The sequence below is a fragment of the Herbaspirillum autotrophicum genome (genome assembly GCF_001189915.1).
GTDB lineage: Bacteria > Pseudomonadota > Gammaproteobacteria > Burkholderiales > Burkholderiaceae_D > Herbaspirillum > Herbaspirillum autotrophicum.
Genome location: NZ_LFLS01000002.1, coordinates 246,948 through 262,432 on the forward strand (window position 1 = coordinate 246,948; position 15,485 = coordinate 262,432).

Here is a 15,485-nt window from a genome sequence, read left to right on the forward strand (position 1 = left end):
CTGTGCTCTGTATATATAAGGGGGAACAATAAGGAGAAACGGTTCGGTGCTGCCGGCGGGTTTACCCGGCCAACGCTGCGGTACTGCGTTCCATCTGTAGCAGGTCACTGCCAAAATCGCGGTGCAAACGATCCTGAATATCGGTCAGATGCAACCGCATGGCCTTGCGCGCAGCCTCGGCATCGCCGGTACGAATCGCATGCAAGATTACATCGTGCTCATCGGCTGCCTGCTGCCAGACACGGTTGGTCACGAAATGCTGCTCCAACCGTTTCAAGACGACACTGGCATCGCGCAACTGCATCAGGTGCGTCACGGTGCTGACCAGCGCCGGATTGCCGCAGGCCTCGGCGATGGCCAGATGGAATGCCCGGTCGTGCTCACGCGGCGTGGCAGAACCATGCAAGTTGCGTGCCGCTTGCTCAATGCCGGCCAATTGCGCCTGGGTCGCGTGGTGTGCCGCCAGTGCCGCACATTCCGGCTCCAGCAACAGGCGCGCCGCCAACAAATCAAACGGGCCGACTTCACTGGAAGAGAATTCCTGGGTCGGCGAACGATCCATGCGCCGTTGGGTAACGAAGACCCCGGTCCCTACCCTGACCTCGACATAGCCTTCAATTTCCAGCGCGATCAAGGCTTCGCGGATCGAGGGACGGCTGACCTGCAATTGCTCCGCCAGCTCACGCTCGGAAGGCAGGCGCTCACCGGGGCGGAAATCTTCGGCGCGGATGCGGCTGGCAATCTGATCCGCAATCATGCGATAGAGACGAGTGACGCTGACAGGATGAAATGAACTCATTGTATAAAGCAGATAAAGACAGGCAGCCAAAGTCGGACAGGAAAACGGAACACGTTGACCAGTGCGCCCGCAATCAGACACGTGATCAAGTGGTAAGGCCACCAATATACGCTAGCGTTTTTCTCTGTCAAGCAATTCGCCGCGAGTGTCGCGATATCACCGCATACAGAGCATATTCATGGTTCGTGCTGCAATGCAGCTTGACTGATAATACAGGCAGCGTATATTTCTGGCCTTACCACCTGAACAGTAAGTTCTTGTGGCGCGATTGAACAAGAAAAGTGGGAGACAGCACACGCGGAGATGGTCAGCCATCTTCCGTAAAAACAGCCGCAGCAGCGCACGAACATCATGCACATGCTTGCCGTAATGCACCAAGGTCGGGCATTTTGACGTCATTTGCCTGATTTATTTCACAAAAATACCGCTTATTTGAGGAAAACCGGCTGGCATGAAGTTTGCTCAATAAAACAAGCAGCAAGGTGGCCTGACCACATGACAATTTGCCAGTCCAGTAATTCATCGATTCAGATTCAGGAAAGCACATGCTATCACTACAGAATGTCTCCAAATGGTACGGTGCCTTTCAGGTACTCGATACCTGCTCGCTCAACATCAAGCAAGGTGAAGTGGTTGTGGTTTGCGGCCCTTCCGGTTCCGGCAAATCAACCCTGATCAAAACCATCAATGGCCTGGAATCGCATCAACAGGGAAGCATTACCGTCGACGGCACCGCCGTCGTGCAAGATGCAAAAACCTTGTGTCAGCTGCGGGCGCGGGTTGGCATGGTATTCCAGCATTTCGAATTGTTTCCGCATCTGACGGTACTGGAAAACCTGACGCTGGCACAGATCAAGGTATTGGGCCGCAATCAGACTGATGCTGCCAGGAATGCGCTGGCCCTGCTGGAACGGGTGCGCTTGCAGGCACAGGCGGAAAAATATCCGTCGCAACTCTCCGGCGGCCAGCAGCAACGGGTGGCGATTGCCCGCGCCCTGTGCATGAATCCGGTCGTCATGCTGTTTGATGAACCGACTTCGGCGCTGGACCCGGAAATGGTCAACGAAGTATTGGAAGTCATGACCGAACTGGCCAATGAAAACATGACCATGGTCTGCGTCACGCATGAAATGGGCTTCGCGCGCCGGGTATCGGACCGCGTGGTGTTCATGGATCGCGGCGCGATTGTCGAAGACCGCCCGACCCAGGATTTCTTCAGCGCGCCGCAAACCGACCGCGCACGTGATTTCCTGCAACAGATTTTGCACTGACTCCGGCATTGCACTTTGTATCGTGATTTGTCTTAACGCCGTTCTTACTTCACCTCTTTCAATTGAACAGGACCTCTTATGAAAACCGTAGCCACTTCCGCCCGCCGCCGCATGTTCCTTGCCCGCACCGCCGCCAGTCTGGCGATGGTCGCAGCCGGCGCCGGCTATTCCTGGTCGGCGCATGCCGACACCCTGCAAAACGTGACTTCCAGCGGCGTGTTGAAAATCGGCGTGTTTCAGGATTACCCGCCGTTCGGTTCGGTCGGCACCGACATGAAACCGCGCGGCTTCGACGTCGATTTTGCCGAAGTCCTCGGTAAAGGTCTGGGCGTGAAAGTGGAACTGATTCCGGTCACCGGCGCCAACCGCATCGCTTATCTGACCGACCGCAAACTGGACATGCTGATGTCGGTCGGCCAGACCCCGGCGCGTGAAAAGATTCTCGACTTCAGCGCCGCCTATGCGCCCTACTACATCGCCGTTTATGGTCCGCCAGCGCTGGCCGTCAAGGATCCGGCCGGTCTGGTGGGCAAGCGTATCGCCACTGCCGGCGGCACCAACGAAGACATGAGCCTGGTCAAGGTCGCGCCGCCGGAAGCCGTGATCAAGCGTTTCGATGACCAGAGCGGCGCCATCTCGGCCTACTTTGCCGGTCAGGTTGACCTGATTTCGCTGGGCGGCGACGTTGCCCGCAAATTGCGCGCGCCCAATCCGAAGGTCGCGCTCGATGAAAAATTCAAGCTGATGAATTCGCCAATGCACATGGCCTACAACAAAGGCGAAACCCGTCTCAAGGAAAAACTCGACGTGATCGTCGGCCAGGCCCTCAAGGATGGCACGCTCAACAGCATTTCCCTGAAGTGGCTTGGCGGTCCGCTGCCAGGCTCGCTGTGAGGCTGACATGTATGTAATGGATTTTTCCGCGCTGGAAGAATACGCCATCCTGTTCCTGCGCGGCGCCGGCATGACACTCTGGCTCACGGCCGTCTCCAGCGCTTGCGGTATCGCGCTGGGGCTGGCCGGCGCCCGCTTGTCGACCAGCGGCGGCAAATGGGTGCGCGGCTTCATCGCCAGCTATGTCGAGGTGATCCGCAACACACCCTTTCTGATCCAGATGTTCGTGATTTTTTTCGGCTTCCCCTTGCTCGGCATTCAGATCAGCGAATGGTGGGCGGCATTTCTGGCCATGACCATCAACATCGCCGCCTATGCCAGTGAAATCCTGCGCGCCGGCGTGATCGCGGTCTCGGTCAATCAGATGCGGGCCGGACTGGCGCTCGGCATGTCGAGCATGCAAACCTTTCTGCATGTGGTGTTGCCGCAAGCGATTGCCAAGGTGTATCCGGCGCTCAAGAGCCAGATTCTGCTGATGATGCTGGCCTCGGCAGTGATTTCGCAAATTTCGGTGCGCGATCTGACCTATGAAGCCAATTTCATTCAGGGCCGTACCTTCCGCGCGTTTGAGGTGTACATGCTGACTGCGGCGATTTATCTGGCGTTGTCGTTTTTGGTCACGCAGGTGCTGGACCGGTTTGCCAAAAAATCGTTAAAAGGAAGCAAGGCATGAGTGAGTTTTCGTTCTGGGATATTTTCAGCAATCTGGTGCTGGCAGCGCGCTGGACCATCGTACTGTCGCTGGTGGCATTTGTCGGCGGCGCGGTGGTGGCAGTGGCGCTGCTGCTGGCCAAGCTCAGTTCGCAGCGCTGGATACGGCTGCTGGTCGATACCTGGATCAAGCTGCTGCAAGGCTCGCCGTTGCTGATCCTGCTGTTCATGGGATTTTTCGGCTTGCCGCTGCTGGGCGTGCATGTCACCGCATGGATGGCCGCAGTAGTGATTCTGATTGCCTATACCAGCGCCTTTCTGGCAGATATCTGGCATGGCAGCATCGTCGCCATTTCACGCGGCCAATGGGCCGCCGCCGCCAGTCTCGGCCTGACCACGCGCCAGCAGTTCATCAGCGTGATCATGCCGCAGGCAGCCCGGATCGCGACGCCACCGACAGTCGGCTTTCTGGTACAGGTAGTGAAAAATACCTCGCTCACCTCGATCATCGGCTTTGTTGAACTGAGCCGCACCGGCGCCATGCTCAACAATGTCACGTTCGAACCGTTCCCGATCTACATGAGCGTGGCAGTCATCTACTTCGTGATCTGTTTCCCGATGACGTATTCATCGCGGATACTGGAACGTCATCTGGCCAAGGGCAGCGCGCATTGAGCCGGCTGTGGCCGCCTTGCGGTTGGCCGCCACGAACCCGTTCTGCTGCCGCGCTAGAATCTCAGGCCGGCAGCAGCCGGTCATATTCCCTTTTCACCACCGCATAACATTCGCAGGTGCGGCGTTCCAGCCCGGTCCGGTCCAGCACCGTGATGTGACCGCGGTGATAGCGAATCAGGCCGGCGTCCTGCAAATGCCCGGCGGCTTCTGTCACACTCTCGCGCCGCACGCCGAGCATGTTGGCAATCAATTCCTGCGTCATGCTGAGTTGCGGCGAATCGATCCGGTCCAGACTCAGCAGCAGCCAGCGGCATAATTGCTGATCGAGTGAATGATGGCGGTTGCACACGGCGGTTTGTGCCATCTGCGTCAGCAGCGCCTGGGTATAGCGCAGCAACAGATGCAATACCGGACCGGCCTGATTGAATTCCTGCAACATCACATCGCCACGCAACCGGTATGCCTGCCCGGCGTTCTGGATCACGGCCCGGCTCGGGGTCGATTCGCCGCCCATGAACAAGGACACCCCCACCAGCCCTTCCCGGCCCACCACGGCAATTTCTGCCGACGCCCCGTCTTCCAGTACATACAGCAGCGAGACGATGGCGTTGAGCGGAAAGTACACATGACTGAGTTTGCTGCCGGACTCGTACAGCACCGCACCGAGCGGCATATCCACCCGTTCCAGTTGCGGCAGCCAGCGCGCCATTTCAGCCTGCGGCAGGGCTGCCAGCAAGCGGTTTTGACGCGGATCGTGAGGTTGCATCATGCGCGGCTCCGTCACTGTCAGGGGCAACTGCTTGCGCTATGTGAGGTGGCGTACAGACAAGGGGTCCGGTTTGGCGCATAGCTTGGGCATCCATGTTGCATTGATCGTATCACTTTTTGAAAGTGAGCCTTACCATGAACCAGATCACTTCTGCCATCGTTGCCTTATTTGCAGCGCTGGGCGCATTTGCCGTGATGTCGGGGCATCCGGTCGCCGGCGCCGTGTCGGCCGCCATCGCCGTCATCGTCATGCTGTCGCTGAAAATGGCCAATACCTGGGAAAAATTCGTCATCTTGCGGGCCGGCAAGTTGCACGCCGTCAAGGGTCCCGGTTTGTTCGGGATCATCCCGGTGGTCGACAATATCGTCGCCATCATCGATGAACGGATTCAAACCACCGCCTTCAATGCCGAACAGGCGCTGACGCGCGATACCGTGCCGGTGAATGTCGATGCCGTGATTTTCTGGCATGTGCATGACGCCCAGAAAGCGGCACTGGCCATCACCAATTTCCAGCAGGCCATTGATCGCGTGGCGCAAACCTCGTTGCGCGAAATGATCGGTTCCTCGATGCTGGCGGCCTTGCTGTCGGAGCGCAAGCAAGCCGATCTGCAATTGTGCGAAAGCATTGGCAAAAAAACCATCGCCTGGGGCATCACCGTGGGCTCGGTCGAAATCCGCGATGTCGCCATTCCGGTTGCGCTGCAAGACGCCATGTCGCGTCAGGCGCAGGCCGAACGCGAGAAACAGGCCCGCATCATCCTCGGCTCGGCCGAAGCGGAAATCGCCGGCAAGTTCGTGGCGGCAGCAAAAATCTATGCCGGCCAACCGGCGGCGCTGCAATTGCGGGCGATGAACATCATTTATGAAACCACCAAGGAACGCGGCACCACCATCCTGATTCCGAGCTCGATGGTCGACAGCATGAACCCGGCTGCCGCCGTTGCCGTCTCGCTGGCAACCCAGACCGGCGCAGTCCATGCGGCCGGCGTGGAGCCGGTGCATTGAGCATTGTTGACGTACAACCGGAGCACACCATGAAATCAGGCACCAGGAGTCATCACTTCAAGAAAATGCCGGCGGCAATCAGCGATCTGGTCGCCGAAGGCGGCCATGTATTGAGTTCCGATGATGAAGCCGTCGGCTGCCGTGCGCGCGAAGCCAAACTGCGCTCGCACAGCGTGATCCGCAAAAGCCATGATCGCAAGCGTTAGCCGCTGACACGGTCCGGCGCTGACATGCATCGGCTGCAGGCCTGCCTGCGGCCGATTGTTGCGTGCCAACCGGCAGCGCCGGGAGCCGTGGTAGACTGGGCCTTCAATTTTTAGCTGGAAAAAACGTAGAAGCTGTTGAAGCATGGTTCCGAAAGCGCCAGTTCAGTCTTCAATTCTTCGTGTTTGCGTTGCCGGTGTATTCCTTCGAATCGACCCGCGACCCACGCTCCTCCTAAGTGCAGTCCTGCACTACCCATTTTCCGCTGCAGCCGTTGCAGCATTTTCAACACTCGACTGATCGCCCGGGCTGAACGCCACGGCGATCCGTTGTTGTTTATCTCCGTTTGCGCTGCGGCAGCCGGCCGCGCGCAGCAACCGAAAGTCAGACTTGAAACTGGACAGCCTCTTCCTGCGCGCTCATGTGGTCGCCCTGAAAAACCTCCTGAATGGCAGCCGTACGCGGGCCATCACGCCAAGCCAGGAGTTGCCGCTGCGGGCTGAATTGTTCAGCGCCCAGCAGATGGAGCAACACGGCAAGGTGCTGGCCAAGGCCCACAAGCTCGATACCGAACGCGGCGACAATCATTTGCTGGCACGACTGGCGGACAATGAAAAGGTCATCTTTCAGGCCAGCAACAGTCTGACCGACGCCATCAAGGCCGGTCGTCAGGTAACGCCGGCAGCCGAATGGCTGCTCGACAATTTCTATCTGATCGAAGAACAGATCCGCACTGCACGCCGCCATCTGCCCAAGAACTACAGCAAGGAATTGCCGCGTCTGCTGCAAGGCAGCTCGGCCGGCCGGCCACGGGTCTATGACATCGCACTGGAAACCATTTCGCACGGCGATGGCCGCGTCGACCCGGAAAGCCTGTCGCGCTTTGTCGCCTCGTATCAGCAAATCACCATGCTGGAACTGGGCGAGTTGTGGGCCATTCCGATCATGCTGCGATTGGCGCTGATCGAGAATCTGCGCCGTGTGGCGGCCCGTCTGGCAACCACCCGCATCAGCCGCAATCTGGCCCACGTCTGGGCCGACAACATGTCCGACGCCGCCGAGAAAGATCCCAGCAAGCTGATTTTGCTGGTGGCCGACATGGCCCGTTCCGATCCGCCGATGGACAGTTCCTTCGTGGCCGAACTGGTGCGCCGCCTGCAAGGCAAAGGCCCGGCGCTGAGTTTGCCGCTGACCTGGCTGTCGCAACATCTGGCCGCCGCCGGTGAAACCATCGACCGCCTGGTGCACTTCGAGACCCAGCAACAAGCGGCGGATCAGGTATCGATCAGCAACAGCATCGGCAGCTTGCGCTTCCTCGGTTCGATGGATTGGCGCGAATTCGTCGAAACCATGAGCATGGCCGAACAAATCCTCAGGCAGGATCCGGGCGACGCCTACCTGCGCATGGATTTTGCAACCCGCGATCAATACCGTCACGTGGTGGAAAAGATTGCCCGCAACAGTACCCAGACCGAACCCGCCATCGCCGCGCACGCCCTGCGGCTGGCGACCGACGCTGCTGCTACCCGGGGCAGCGCCGACCGCCGCGCCCATGTCGGCTACTACCTGATCGGCAACGGTCTGCCGCAACTGGAACAGGCCGCCGCATTCCAACCCGATTGGCAGCAACGCTTGCGCAACACCGTGCGTAGCGCACCGCTGGCGGTCTATCTCGGCAGCATCTTGCTGCTGACCCTGCTTGGCACCACCGGCGTGGCCCTCAAAGCCTGGAACCTCGGCGCCGAAAACTGGTTGCTGGCGCTGGTGACTATCGCGGCGCTGATCAGCAGCAGTCAATTGGCGCTGGCGCTGGTGAACTGGGCCGCAACGCTGGTGGTGCTGCCGCATCCGTTGCCGCGCATGGATTTTTCCGAAGGCATCCCGCGCCATGCACGGACGCTGGCGGTAGTGCCGTCGATGTTGTTCAGCACAGACAATATCGATAGCCTGATCGACACCATGGAAGTGCATTTCCTCGCCAATCGCGATGACAATCTGCGCTTTTGCCTGTTGACCGATTTCGCCGATGCCGCCACCGAAAGCACGCCTGCCGATGGGCCGCTGCTGGCACACGCGCAGGCGGGCGTGCACGCCTTGAACGCTAAATATCAACGCCCCGGCGGCGACTATTTCTTCTTGCTGCACCGGCCCCGCCGCTGGAATCCGCAAGAAGGCGCGTGGATGGGACAAGAGCGCAAGCGCGGCAAGCTGGGCGATCTCAATGCGCTGTTGTGCGGCGCCACCGCTGCCGCGCATGCCTTTTGCGCCGCCAGCGGCGATCTCGATAGCCTGCTCAATATCCGCTACGTGATCACGCTCGATACCGATACCGAATTGCCGCGCGATGCGGCCCGCAGTTTTGTCGCGACCATGGCCCATCCGCTCAACCGCGCCGTGGTTGATGTCGTGCGCGGCCGGGTGTGCGAGGGGTATGGCATTCTGCAACCGCGCGTGGCGGTCAGCCTGCCGGGCAGTCAGGCTTCGCGCTACGAATTGCTGTGCGGCGGCGAAACCGGGATCGATCCTTATACCCGCACCGTATCCGACGTCTATCAGGATTTGTTCGGCGAAGGTTCCTTCATCGGCAAGGGCATTTACGACGTTCAGGTATTCGAACAGGTACTGCACGGCCGCATGCCGGAAAACCGCATCCTCAGCCATGATTTGCTGGAAGGCTGTTATGTGCGCGCCGGTTTGCTCAGCGACGCCCAACTGCACGAACAATATCCGTCACGCTACAGCACCGACATCAGCCGCCGCCATCGCTGGATACGCGGCGACTGGCAAATTGCCTCATGGTTGCTGCCGTGGGTACCGGGGCCGCGCGGCCACGGCGCAACAGACGATGGAAAGATCACGCGCCAGCGCAATCCGCTGTCGGCGCTGTCACGCTGGAAACTGTTCGACAATCTGCGCCGCAGCATGGTGCCGATTGCCCTGACCACCTTGCTGGTGACCGGCTGGACCGCATTGCCGGCAGCCTGGTTCTGGAGCCTGACGGCGCTGGCGGTATTGCTGGTGCCGGCGCTGTGCGCGCTGACCGTCAATCTGCTGCGCAAACCGCCGGATGTCCTGTTGCGCCAACATATTGCAGCCCTGTTGAAAGCGACCCGGCAACATTTGCTGCATCTGTTCCTGAATCTGAGCTTCCTGCCTTACGAAGCGGCCAGCAATCTGGATGCCATCGTGCGCACCCAATGGCGGGTCGTGGTGACCCGCAAAAAGCTGCTGGAATGGACCTCCTCTGCCGAAGCCAGCCTGCTCGACAAACATGGCCTGCCGGCCAGTTTCGTGGTCATGTGGCCGGCGCCGGTACTGGCCTTCGCCACCGCCCTGGCGCTGGTGGTGTACCAGCCCGGTGCGCTCTATGCAGCTTTGCCGATTCTGGTGCTGTGGTGGATTTCGCCGCTGGTGGCATGGTGGATCAGTCGTCCGCAACATCCGCGCGCGACCGAATTGTCGCCATCGCAGACGCGCTATCTGAACATGCTGTCGCGCAAGACCTGGCTGTTCTTTGAAACCTATGTCGGCCCGGCCGACAACTGGCTGCCGCCGGACAACGTGCAGGAACATCCGGTGGAAGTGATCGCCCATCGCACCTCGCCGACCAATATCGGCATGTCGCTGCTGGCCAATCTGGCGGCACGCGATTTCGGCTATATCTCGGCCGGCCAGTTGCTGACGCGCACGCATTACACCCTGACCACGCTGGCAACGCTGGAACGCTTCAAGGGCCATTTCTATAACTGGTACGACACCCAATACCTCAAGCCATTGCTGCCGATGTATGTATCGACGGTCGACAGCGGCAATCTGGCCGGCCATCTGTTGACCTTGCGGCCCGGATTGCTGGCGCTGGCCGATGATCCGATAGTGGAGTTGCGCGCCATCACCGGTTTGCGCAGCAGTTGCGATCTGTTGCTGGCCGCCGCCACGCAGCGCAGCGCGGCCGACGCTGAGGCTGACGCCGCCGGGATGCCGGCGCTGACGCGTTTCAGCGAATTGCTGGCAACCGCATCGCTGGCGCCGCCGCGCAGTTTGCAGGCGGCACACATGACGTTGACGCCACTGGCCACTGCTGCCGCAGCGATCCGCGCGACGCCGGCGCAAACATCATTGCAACACACCTGGAGCCGCGCGCTGGAGGCGCAATGCAGCGATGCCCTGGCAGATCTGACGCAACTGGCGCCGTGGGTCGGCCTGACCACGTTGCCGGTCACACCGGCATTACAGGAACGCCTGCAACAGATTCCCACGCTGCGGCAACTGGCGCGCCTGCATACCGATCTGCTGCCGGCCTTCGAAACCGAACTGGCAAACTGCGCCGGTGACGAATCAGGGTCAGCGCATCGGCATCAGATCGACGCGCTGCAGGCGCTGGTTGCCAACGGCAGCCGTTGCGCCGCCGAACGCATGCTGCTGATCGCACAGCTGGCCTTGCAGTGCAATGACTTTGCCCACATGGAATACGGTTTCCTGTACGATCCGGCGGCGCATCTGCTGGCGATCGGCTATAACGTCAGCGAACGCCGGCGCGACACCAGTTATTACGATCTGCTGGCGTCCGAAGCGCGGCTGGCGACCTTCATCGGTATCGCCCAGGGTCAGTTGCCGCAGGAAAGCTGGTTCGCACTGGGACGCCAACTGACCATTGCCGGCGGCGATCCGATCCTGTTGTCGTGGAGCGGCTCGATGTTCGAGTATCTGATGCCGTTGCTGGTAATGCCGACCTTTGGCAATACCCTGCTCGACCAGACTTATCATTCCGCCGTACAGCGCCAGATCGACTATGGCATCCAGCGCGGCATCCACTGGGGAATATCGGAATCCGGCTACAACAGTTTCGATACCAGCCTGAATTATCAATACCGCGCCTTCGGCGTACCGGGACTGGGTTTCAAACGCGGGCTCGGCGACGATCTGGTGATCGCACCGTATGCCTCGATGATGGCCTTGATGGTGGAACCGGAGCAGGCTTGCAGCAATCTGCAGCAACTGGCGGCGGCCGGCTTCGAAGGCAACTTCGGCTTCTACGAAGCGATTGACTACACGCCGTCGCGGCTGCCGCGCGGCCAAACGTATGCCTTGATCCGCTCATTCATGGTGCATCATCAGGGCATGGGATTGCTGTCGCTGGCGTATCTGTTACTGAACCAGCCGATGCAGCGCCGTTTCGAATCCGATCCCTTGTTGCAGGCCACCATGTCGCTGCTGCATGAACGGGTACCGAAAGCCACTGCAATTTATTCCAATACCACCGACCTCGCCGACATTCGCAGCGTATCCGGCAACAGCCCGTTGCCGATGCGGATTCTGCACCGTCCGGACAGTCGCACGCCGGAAGTCCAGTTGCTGTCGAACGGCCGTTATCACGTGATGATCACCAATGCCGGCGGCAGTCAGAGTCGCTGGAATGATCTCGCCATCACGCGCTGGCGCGAGGATGGCACGCGCGACAACTGGGGCGCGTTCTGCTATGTGCGTGACGTCGACAACGGCCAGTACTGGTCGACCTGCTTCCAGCCGACGCTGGTCATGCCGCGCAACTACGAAGTCATCTTTTCCGAAGGCCGCGCCGAATTCCGGCGCAGCGACAATGACTTTGACATGCATACCGAAATCATCGTGTCGCCGGAAGACGATATCGAACTGCGCCGCACGCGGATCACCAACCGCAGCCGCAGCAGCCGTACCATTGAAGTCACCAGCTATGCCGAAGTGGTGCTGGCGCCGGCTGCCGCCGACAATGCCCATCCGGCCTTCAGCAATCTGTTCGTGCAAACCGAAATCGACCGTCAGCGCAACGCCATTCTGTGCACCCGGCGACCGCGTTCGATGGATGAAAAGATGCCGTGGATGTTTCATCTGATGGCGGTGCATGGCGGTCAGATTGGTACGGTGTCATACGAAACCGACCGCATGCGCTTCCTCGGACGCGGCAACGGCACCGACCGCCCGCAAGCCATGCAGACGCAGACGCCGCTGTCGGACAGCAGCGGCTCGGTACTCGATCCGATTGTAGCGATCCGCACGCTGATCACGCTGGAACCGGAACAGACCGCCACCATCGACATGGTGACCGGCGTCGGTGACAGTCGCGATATCTGCCAACATCTGATTGAAAAATATCAGGATCGCCATCTGGCCGATCGGGTGGTGGAATTGTCCTGGACCCATAGCCAGGTAGTGTTGCGCCAACTCAACGCCAGCGAAGCCGACGCCCAGTTGTACAGCCGTCTGGCCAATTCCGTGATTTTCATCAATCCGTTGCTGCGCGCCGATGCCAGTGTGCTGATCCGCAATCATCGCGGCCAGTCGGCCTTGTGGAGTTACGCCATTTCCGGCGACCTGCCGATTGTGCTGGTCAAGATCCGCGATCTGGAAAACATCGAACTGGTACGGCAACTGGTGCAAGCGCATGCCTACTGGCGCTCCAAAGGCATGGCGGTCGATCTGGTGATCTGGAATGAAGATCACGCCGGCTACCGTCAGGTATTGCAGGAACAGATCATGGGCTTGATTTCATCGGTTACCGGCAGTCATGCGATTGACCGCCCGGGCGGCATTTTCGTGCGCTGGATCGATCAGATTTCCGACGAAGACCGGGTGCTGTTCCTGGCCGTGGCGCGCGTGATCTTGTCGGACAGTCGCGGCACGCTGGAAGAACAGCTCAACCGGCGTGACTTGCCGGCGGCGCGCATACCGCAACTGGTGATTGATGCTGATGCCGATACCGGCAGCAACCACACGCCACGCCTGCTGCCACACCAGCAATTGCTGATCGACAACGGCATCGGCGGTTTTGCCGGCGATGGCCGCGAATACGTGATTACGACCTCGGCCAGTCAAATGACGCCGGCGCCGTGGGTCAATGTGATCGCCAATGCCGGTTTCGGCAGCGTGATTTCGGAAAGCGGCCAATCCTATACCTGGGGTGAAAACGCCCATGAATTCCGGCTCACACCGTGGGCCAACGATCCCGTCAGCGATACCGGCGGCGAAGCCTTTTATCTGCGCGACGAAATCAGCGGCCGCGTGTGGTCGCCCACGCCATTGCCCTGCCGGGGCAGCGGCGACTACATCAGCCGCCACGGTTTCGGCTACAGCGTGTTCGAACACCGCGAAGACAGCATCAGTTCCGAACTGACCGTCTATGTGGCACTGGAAGCCGCCGTCAAATACAGCGTGCTGCGCCTGCGCAACGATGGCGACAGCAAACGCAGCCTGTCGGCCACCGGTTATGTCGAATGGGTGCTCGGCGACTTGCGCGCCAAGACTGCCATGCATGTGGTGACCGAGGCCGATCCGGCCACCGGTGCCCTGCTGGCGCACAACAGTTACAACACCGAGTTCACCGAACGGGTGGCGTTCTTTGATGTCGACAGCGCACAACGCAGCGTGACCGGTGATCGCACTGAATTCATCGGCCGCAACGGTTCGTTGCAACAACCGGCAGCGATGCGTCTGCAACGGCTGTCCGGCAAGCTCGGCGCCGGGCTCGATCCATGCGCGGCAATTCAGGTGCCGTTCGAACTGATGCCGGGCGAGGAACGCGAGATTGTCTTCATGCTCGGTCTGGCCGACACCCATCAGCAAAATGTGGTGTCACTGGTGCAGCGCTGCCGTGGTGCGACTGCCGCCCACGAAGCGCTGGATGCCGTACATCGTTACTGGCATCAGGCCCTCGGCACGGTGCAAATCGATACCCCGGACCTGGCGCTCAACGTACTGAGCAACGGCTGGCTGCTCTATCAGACCATCGCTTGTCGTCTGTGGGCGCGCAGCGGTTACTATCAATCCGGCGGCGCCTTCGGTTTCCGTGATCAATTGCAGGATTGCATGGCGCTGGTACACAGCCAGCCGCAACTGGTGCGCGCGCATTTGCTGGTGAGCGCCGCCCATCAATTTGTCGAAGGCGATGCCCAGCACTGGTGGCATCCGCCGACCGACCGTGGCGTGCGCACCCATTGTTCGGATGACTTCCTGTGGCTGCCGCTGTCAGTCGAGCGCTATGTCAGTGTCACCGGTGACCATGGCGTGTTGCAGGAAAACGTCCATTTCATTGACGGACGCGCAGTCAACGCCAACGAGGATTCTTACTACGACTTGCCGACCCGTTCCGGACAAAGCGCCAGCTTGTATGTGCATTGCGTGCGCGCCATCGAAAACGGTTTGCGTTTCGGCGTACATGGTCTGTCACTGATCGGCTCCTGCGACTGGAACGATGGCATGGACAAGGTCGGCGAGCATGGCAAAGGTGAAAGCGTCTGGCTCAGCTTTTTTCTGTACGACGTCTTGACCCGCTTCAGCCCGCTCGCCGCAGCGCATCAGGATGCGCCGTTTGCCGAACGTTGTCTGGCGCAGGCGGCACTGCTGCGCACCAACATCGCGGCGCACGGCTGGGATGGCGAATGGTATCGCCGCGCCTATTTCGATGACGGCACACCGCTGGGGTCACATAAAAACGAGGAATGCCAGATCGATTCCATTTCGCAAAGCTGGTCGATCCTGTCCGGTGGCGGCGATCCGCAGCGTTCGCAACAAGCCATGCAGCAGGTGGAACAGCGGCTGGTGCGACGCACCGCCGATGGCGGCATCATCCAGTTGCTCGATCCGCCGTTCGACAAATCGGCGCAGAATCCCGGCTATATCCGCGGCTATGTGCCGGGCGTGCGGGAAAACGGCGGTCAGTACACACATGCCGCGATCTGGACCGTGATGGCCTTTGCCAGTCTGGGCGACCAGCAGCGCACCTGGGAGTTGCTGGACATGATCAACCCGATCAACCATGGCCGCACGCCGCAGCAAGTCGCTGCCTACAAGGTGGAACCGTACGTGATGGCGGCCGACGTCTATGCCGTCTCGCCGCATGTCGGACGCGGTGGCTGGACCTGGTACACCGGCTCCGCCGGCTGGATGTACCGGCTGGTGATCGAATCCGTGCTGGGCTTGCACGTGCATACCGATCAGCTGACGCTGACGCCGTGCATGCCGCCGCACTGGCCGGAATGCACCATGCATTACCGCTATCGCCACACCAACTACCGGATCGAACTGGTGCAGGATGGCACGCCACAGGTATTGTTGCTCGACGGCGTGGTACAAACGAGCGCCAGCATTACACTGGTGGACGACCAGCATGAACATGTGATTCTCATGAAAACCGGCGGCAACAATCCCCATCTCGTGGCCGGCAATGCCATGTTGCGATAAGC

9 protein-coding genes are annotated in these 15,485 nt (G+C 60.0%); 7 read left to right on the plus strand and 2 right to left on the minus strand.

The features are described 5' to 3' along the window. Nucleotides 1-61: 61 nt before the first annotated feature. Complete coding sequence (locus AKL27_RS02435) at nt 62-799, minus strand: FadR/GntR family transcriptional regulator (RefSeq protein WP_050461061.1); 738 nt, start codon at nt 797-799, stop codon at nt 62-64. Between the two features lie 545 nt (nt 800-1,344). On the opposite strand from AKL27_RS02435, the gene AKL27_RS02440 reads away from it, so the two are divergent. The 4 genes from AKL27_RS02440 (at nt 1,345) to AKL27_RS02455 (ending at nt 4,290) form a co-directional block, all read left to right on the plus strand. Next, complete coding sequence (locus tag AKL27_RS02440; RefSeq protein ID WP_050461062.1) at nt 1,345-2,070, plus strand: amino acid ABC transporter ATP-binding protein; 726 nt, start codon at nt 1,345-1,347, stop codon at nt 2,068-2,070. Nucleotides 2,071-2,148: 78 nt separating this feature from the next. Beyond that, the gene (locus AKL27_RS02445; RefSeq protein ID WP_050461064.1) at nt 2,149-2,964 is read left to right on the plus strand and encodes a transporter substrate-binding domain-containing protein; all 816 of its coding nucleotides are present in this window, start codon (nt 2,149-2,151) and stop codon (nt 2,962-2,964) included. 7 nt (nt 2,965-2,971) lie between these two features. Then, nucleotides 2,972-3,637, plus strand: a complete 666-nt coding sequence (locus AKL27_RS02450; protein ID WP_050461066.1) for an amino acid ABC transporter permease — start codon at nt 2,972-2,974, stop codon at nt 3,635-3,637. After that, the gene (locus AKL27_RS02455) at nt 3,634-4,290 is read left to right on the plus strand and encodes an amino acid ABC transporter permease (protein WP_050461067.1); all 657 of its coding nucleotides are present in this window, start codon (nt 3,634-3,636) and stop codon (nt 4,288-4,290) included. The genes AKL27_RS02450 and AKL27_RS02455 overlap by 4 nt, the downstream gene beginning before the upstream one ends. A gap of 61 nt (nt 4,291-4,351) precedes the next feature. Here the strand turns inward: AKL27_RS02455 and AKL27_RS02460 are convergent, their stop codons facing one another. Further along, nucleotides 4,352-5,059 (minus strand): Crp/Fnr family transcriptional regulator, encoded by a 708-nt coding sequence (locus AKL27_RS02460; RefSeq protein ID WP_198155861.1) that lies wholly within the window; start codon nt 5,057-5,059, stop codon nt 4,352-4,354. Nucleotides 5,060-5,193: 134 nt separating this feature from the next. Here AKL27_RS02460 and AKL27_RS02465 point away from each other — a divergent pair, with 134 nt between their 5' ends. The 3 genes from AKL27_RS02465 to AKL27_RS02470 all read left to right on the plus strand — a co-directional run bounded on the left by AKL27_RS02465 (nt 5,194) and on the right by AKL27_RS02470 (nt 15,483). Then, nucleotides 5,194-6,066 (plus strand): slipin family protein, encoded by an 873-nt coding sequence (locus AKL27_RS02465; RefSeq protein ID WP_050461069.1) that lies wholly within the window; start codon nt 5,194-5,196, stop codon nt 6,064-6,066. Nucleotides 6,067-6,095: 29 nt separating this feature from the next. Next, the gene (locus AKL27_RS27500) at nt 6,096-6,272 is read left to right on the plus strand and encodes a hypothetical protein (RefSeq protein WP_157056756.1); all 177 of its coding nucleotides are present in this window, start codon (nt 6,096-6,098) and stop codon (nt 6,270-6,272) included. 388 nt (nt 6,273-6,660) lie between these two features. Next, a complete protein-coding gene (locus tag AKL27_RS02470; protein ID WP_408609748.1) occupies nt 6,661-15,483 on the plus strand; it encodes a GH36-type glycosyl hydrolase domain-containing protein in 8,823 nt (2,940 codons plus the stop codon). Nucleotides 15,484-15,485 lie beyond the last annotated feature (2 nt).